The 4,484-nt window shown below is 74.6% G+C and carries 3 protein-coding genes; all 3 read left to right on the top strand.

What is annotated here, in order from left to right:
* Positions 1 to 1,674, top strand: a 1,674-nt coding sequence (locus LLG88_11050) for a hypothetical protein (GenBank protein ID MCE5247439.1), incomplete at its 5' end; no start/stop codon positions are given.
* A gap of 31 nt (positions 1,675 to 1,705) precedes the next feature.
* The gene (locus LLG88_11055) at positions 1,706 to 2,542 is read left to right on the top strand and encodes a 3'(2'),5'-bisphosphate nucleotidase CysQ (GenBank protein ID MCE5247440.1); all 837 of its coding nucleotides are present in this window, start codon (positions 1,706 to 1,708) and stop codon (positions 2,540 to 2,542) included.
* Entirely contained in the window at positions 2,539 to 4,134 is a 1,596-nt protein-coding gene (locus LLG88_11060; protein ID MCE5247441.1) for an AAA family ATPase, read from the top strand. The genes LLG88_11055 and LLG88_11060 overlap by 4 nt, the downstream gene beginning before the upstream one ends.
* The last annotated feature ends 350 nt before the right edge of the window (positions 4,135 to 4,484 follow it).

Genomic DNA, 4,484 nt, shown 5'->3' on the forward strand with positions numbered 1-4,484 from the left:
GGCCATCCGCAGCGCAAGAACGCCGAGAACCGCGTCCGCCAGATCTGGGGCCCGTTCCTCGCGCAGGGGTACGAGGTCGTCATCGACTTCTACAACGCCGAGCTTCGTCTGGGCGGCGACCTGCCGGAGCGGATCTCGCCGGAGTTGATGGTCGAGCTGGGGCCGGCCGCGCGGGCGGCGCGGGTCATGGACCTCCATCTCGCGGGAGAGGCGGGGGTCGAGCAGCTGCTGGAGATGCTCCGCGTCTTCACCTCGGGCGCGGAACGTCCGGCGAACGGGACCGGCGCGGTGCCGATGCAGGCGCCGCCGCCGACGCCGCGGCCGGTGATGGCGGGCGTGGCCGTCTCGGCGCCGCAGGCGACGCCGCCGGGCGGCGTCGGCGCGGCCTCGGCCGGGACCGGCTATCCCTCGAGTTACGGCGGTCCGCCGGCCTACAGCGGCCCGGTTCCGACGGGCGGCTATCCGCAGGGCGCCGCGGCGCTCGGCGCGCGGGCCACGGGCGGCTTCGCCGCCGGTCCGCCGACGGGCCCCGTGCCGCAGCCGTACGCGGGTCCGCCGACGGGGCCGGTCGTTCCGGCGGCGCCGCTCGCCGGTCCGCCGACCGGGCCGGTGGACCGACCCGCGGTCTACGCCGGCCCGCCGACGACGATCTACAACGGTCCTCCGACGACGATCTACAGCGGTCCGCCGACGGGCCCCGTGCCGCTCGCCGGTCCGCCGACCGGGCCGGTGGGGCAGCCCGCGGTCTACGCCGGTCCGCCGACGACGATCTACGGCGGCGCCCCGACGACGATCTACGGCGGCCCGCCGAGCGGTCCGGTCGATCCGTTGTCGCCCTTCGCCGGCCCCCCGACGGGCCCGGTCGCGATCTACCCCGCGGCGCCGCGGGGCGCGGGCGCCGCGCCGGTCTTCAACGGCGCCGGTCCGCAGGCCACGGGCGCGGTCCGCACCACCGGTCCGGTCGCCGCGCCGCCGCAGGACGTGCGCCAGGCGCTTCACCTGCTCGGGACGTACTGGACGGCGATCGAGCAGGCCGGTCGGCGCGACGACGCGGCGATGGCGTGGCTGCTCAACTTCGTCTCCGGCTTCCCCGGCGACGGCCTCTCGCGCCCGGTGCAGCTCTACGGCGGCACGACGACCGCGCTCTCGACGCTCGAGCACGCGCTCGACGTCGCGCGTCTCGCCGCGCTGAGCGGACGGGCCGCGGGGATCGCCGGCGACGCGTTGGCGGAGCTGATCGAGGCGGCGCTCTGCGCCGACATCGGCATGCGGGCGATTCCGCTCGAGCTGGTGCAGCGGCCGCTGCGGCTGACGCAGGAAGACTTCCGCACCATCCGCCAGCACCCGCTCGTCGGCGCGCGCTGGCTGCTGGCGACGCCCGGGATCCCGACGATCTGCGGCGTCGTGGCGTTCGAGCACCACCTGCGGCGCGACGGGCGCGGCTATCCGCACACCGCCGCCTCGTGGGTCCCGCACGCGGCGTCGCGGCTCGTGCAGGCCTGCGACACCTACGCCGCGCTCCGCACGCCGCGGCCGTTCCGTCCGCCGCTCGCCGAGCCGGACGCGCGGGCGCTGATGCGCAAGCTCTCCGGCGCGGCGCTCGATCCGGAGTCGGTCGAACTGCTGCTGACCCGCGGCGCGCCCGCGGGATGCGTCGCCGCCCAGCCCGCCTGACCCCGAACGTCGCCGCGGCTACAATGGCCGCATGATCCCCGCATTGGAAACCGCCATCCGGCTCGCGCGCGGCGCGGGCGAGCTCGCGCTCGCCGTGCAGCGGGGCGAGTTCGAGGTCGTGCAGAAGGCGAACGACGAAGGGCCGGTGACGATCGCCGACCGCCGCGCCGACCGCTTCATCCGCGAGGGGCTCGCCGAGGCCTACCCGGACGACGCGCTGCTCACGGAGGAGACCCCGGACGACCTGAGCCGCCTCGCATCGCGGCGCGTCTGGATCGTCGATCCGCTCGACGGCACGAAGCAGTTCGTGCAGCGCGCGGGGGAGTTCGCGGTGATGATCGGCCTCGCCGTGGAGGGGCGCGCCGCGCTCGGCGTCGTCCATCTTCCGGCCGACGGCCGGACGTTCGCCGGGGCGGTCGGCGAGGGGACGTACGAGATCCTCAAGGACGCGGCGCCGCGGCGGATCGTGCTGCCGGAGATGCCGGACGTCGAGGGACGGCTGATCCTCGCGCTCAGCCGCAACCGCGCCGGGGCGCGCACGGCGCGCCTCGTCGAGGAGCTGGCGCCGAACGCCGTGGTCGTGTCGGGGTCGGTCGGGCGGAAGGCGGCGCTGGTGCTCGCCGGGCGCGCCGACGCCTACGTCTCGCTGGGCAAGCGCTCGCGTCACTGGGACGCCTGCGCGCCGGACGCGCTGATCACCGCCGCGGGCGGGTTCTTCGGCGACGCGTACGGGCGGGAGAAGATCTACAACACCGCGGAGACGCAGAACACGACCGGCCTGCTGGCCTGCCGGCGCGGGCTGGTCGCGCGGATCGCGCGCGCGGCGAACGCCGCCTTGGCGGCGTCGCGCGCAGGGAAGAAGCCATGAGCGATGGAATGGACATCGAAACCCTGATCGCCGCGCTGGCCGCGCCGGGCGCCCTGCCGATGGCGGGGGACGGGCTGACGCTGGTCGTGCAGACGCACATCAGCGCCGTGTTCCTCGCCGGGGAGCACGCGTTCAAGCTCAAGAAGCCGGTGGACTTCGGCTTCCTCGACTTCTCGACGCCCGAGAAGCGCGCCCACTTCTGCCGCGAGGAGCTGCGGCTCAACCGCCGTCTCGCGCCGGAGTTCTACGTCGGCCTCGCGCCGGTCTGGCTGCGGCCGAAGGGGATCGTCGAGGTCGGGCAGCCGAGCGAGACGCCGCCGCCCTGCGACGAGCTGCTCGTCGTGATGAAGCGCCTGCCGCAGGAACGGATGATGGACAAGCTGCTCGCCGAGGGGGCGCTCGAGGCGCGGCACGTCGAGCGGCTGGCGCGCTTGGTCGCGGCGTTCCACGCCCGCGCCGAGGCGGGCGTGGAGATCGAGAAGCACGGGACGCGCGACGCCGCGGGTCGCCTGGCGATCGAGAACTTCGACCAGACGGAAGTCTTCCGCGGGCGGTTCGTCGATCCGCGGACGCACCACCTGATGCGCGCCCGCACGACGCAGTTCCTGGAGACGCGCGAGCGGCTCTTCCGGACGCGCGTCGCCGCGGGGCGGGTGCGCGACTGCCACGGCGACCTGCACTCGCCGAACGTCTGCATCCTCGCCGACGGCAAGCCGGTCGTCTACGACTGCATCGAGTTCTCGCCGGCCTACCGCTGCGGCGACGTCGCCTCCGAGGTCGCGTTCACGGCGATGGACCTCGAGTTCCGGGGCCGCGCGGATCTGGCCGACGCGTTCGTCGAGACGTACGGGCGGATCGCGGGGGATCCGACGCTCGAGGCGGCGCTGCCGTTCTACAAGGCGTACCGCGCGATGGTCCGGGCGAAGATCTCGTCGCTCACCGCCTCGGCGACGGAAGTGGACGAGGCGGTGCGCGCGCGCGCCGCGGACGACGCGCGGAAGCTCTACGCGCTCGCCGAGCGGTACACGCGGGGCCTCGTGCCGCCGACGGTGATCGTCCTCTCGGGGCTGACCGGCGTGGGGAAGACCGCGGTGGCCGACAAGCTGCGCCGCGCGGCGGGGCTCGCCCCGCTGGAGACCGACCGGATCCGCAAGGAACTCGCCGGCCTCGATCCGTCGAAGCCGGCGCCGGCCGGCGTCGGGCAGGGGATCTACACCCACGCGATGACCGCGGCGACCTACCGCACGCTGGCGCGCGGCGCGGCGGAGCGGATCGAGCAAGGGGACGCGCCGCTGGCCGTCGGGACGTTCGTGGCCCGCGAGCAGCGGAAGGCGCTGCGGGACGTCGCGGCGGAGGCGAAGACGCCGCTGCTCTTCGTGCGCCTCACGGCGCCGCAGGACGTCGTCGAAGGACGCCTGACGAAGCGTCCGCCGGGGATGTCGGACGGCACGGTCGAGGTCTACCGCTCGATGCTGCAGCGCGCGGAAGCTCCGGACGAGATTCCCGAGAGCGAGCGCCTCGACGTCGACACCTCGAACCGCGATCCCGAGACCTCGGCCGAAGTGATCCTCGCCCGCCTGCGCGGCGAATAACCCGCCGGCGACGCTTCGCGTCGCCCGCGTGAACCCCGCGAAACGTCGTCCCCACGGCGACGTTTCGCGTCGCGCGGACCGGTAGGGGCGGCTGGCGCGCTCCGATGACCGTCGGAACAACGGCGCCTCATCGCGCCTGCCGCCCGACCTGAACCCCGCGCAACGTTGCCTTTTCGACGACGGACGCAACGGCAAGGTTTGGCGTGAATCACGTCGGGAGGCAGGCGCGGAGGTCTCTTCCGCGGGCAGACGACCGTCGGGGCGCGCCAGCCTCCCCTACCGCCCGACCTGAACCCCGCGCAACGTTGCCTTTCGACGAACGACCCAACGGCGACGTTTCGCGTCGCCCC

The sequence above is a fragment of the bacterium genome (assembly GCA_021372775.1).
Lineage (GTDB): Bacteria > Acidobacteriota > Polarisedimenticolia > J045 > J045 > JAJFTU01.

What these genes read in the sequence shown, in the direction of transcription:
- LLG88_11060 (MCE5247441.1), top strand. Translation starts at nt 2,539, where the DNA reads ATGAGCGATGGAATGGACATCGAAACCCTGATCGCCGCGCTGGCCGCG.
- LLG88_11055 (MCE5247440.1), top strand. Translation starts at nt 1,706, where the DNA reads ATGATCCCCGCATTGGAAACCGCCATCCGGCTCGCGCGCGGCGCGGGC.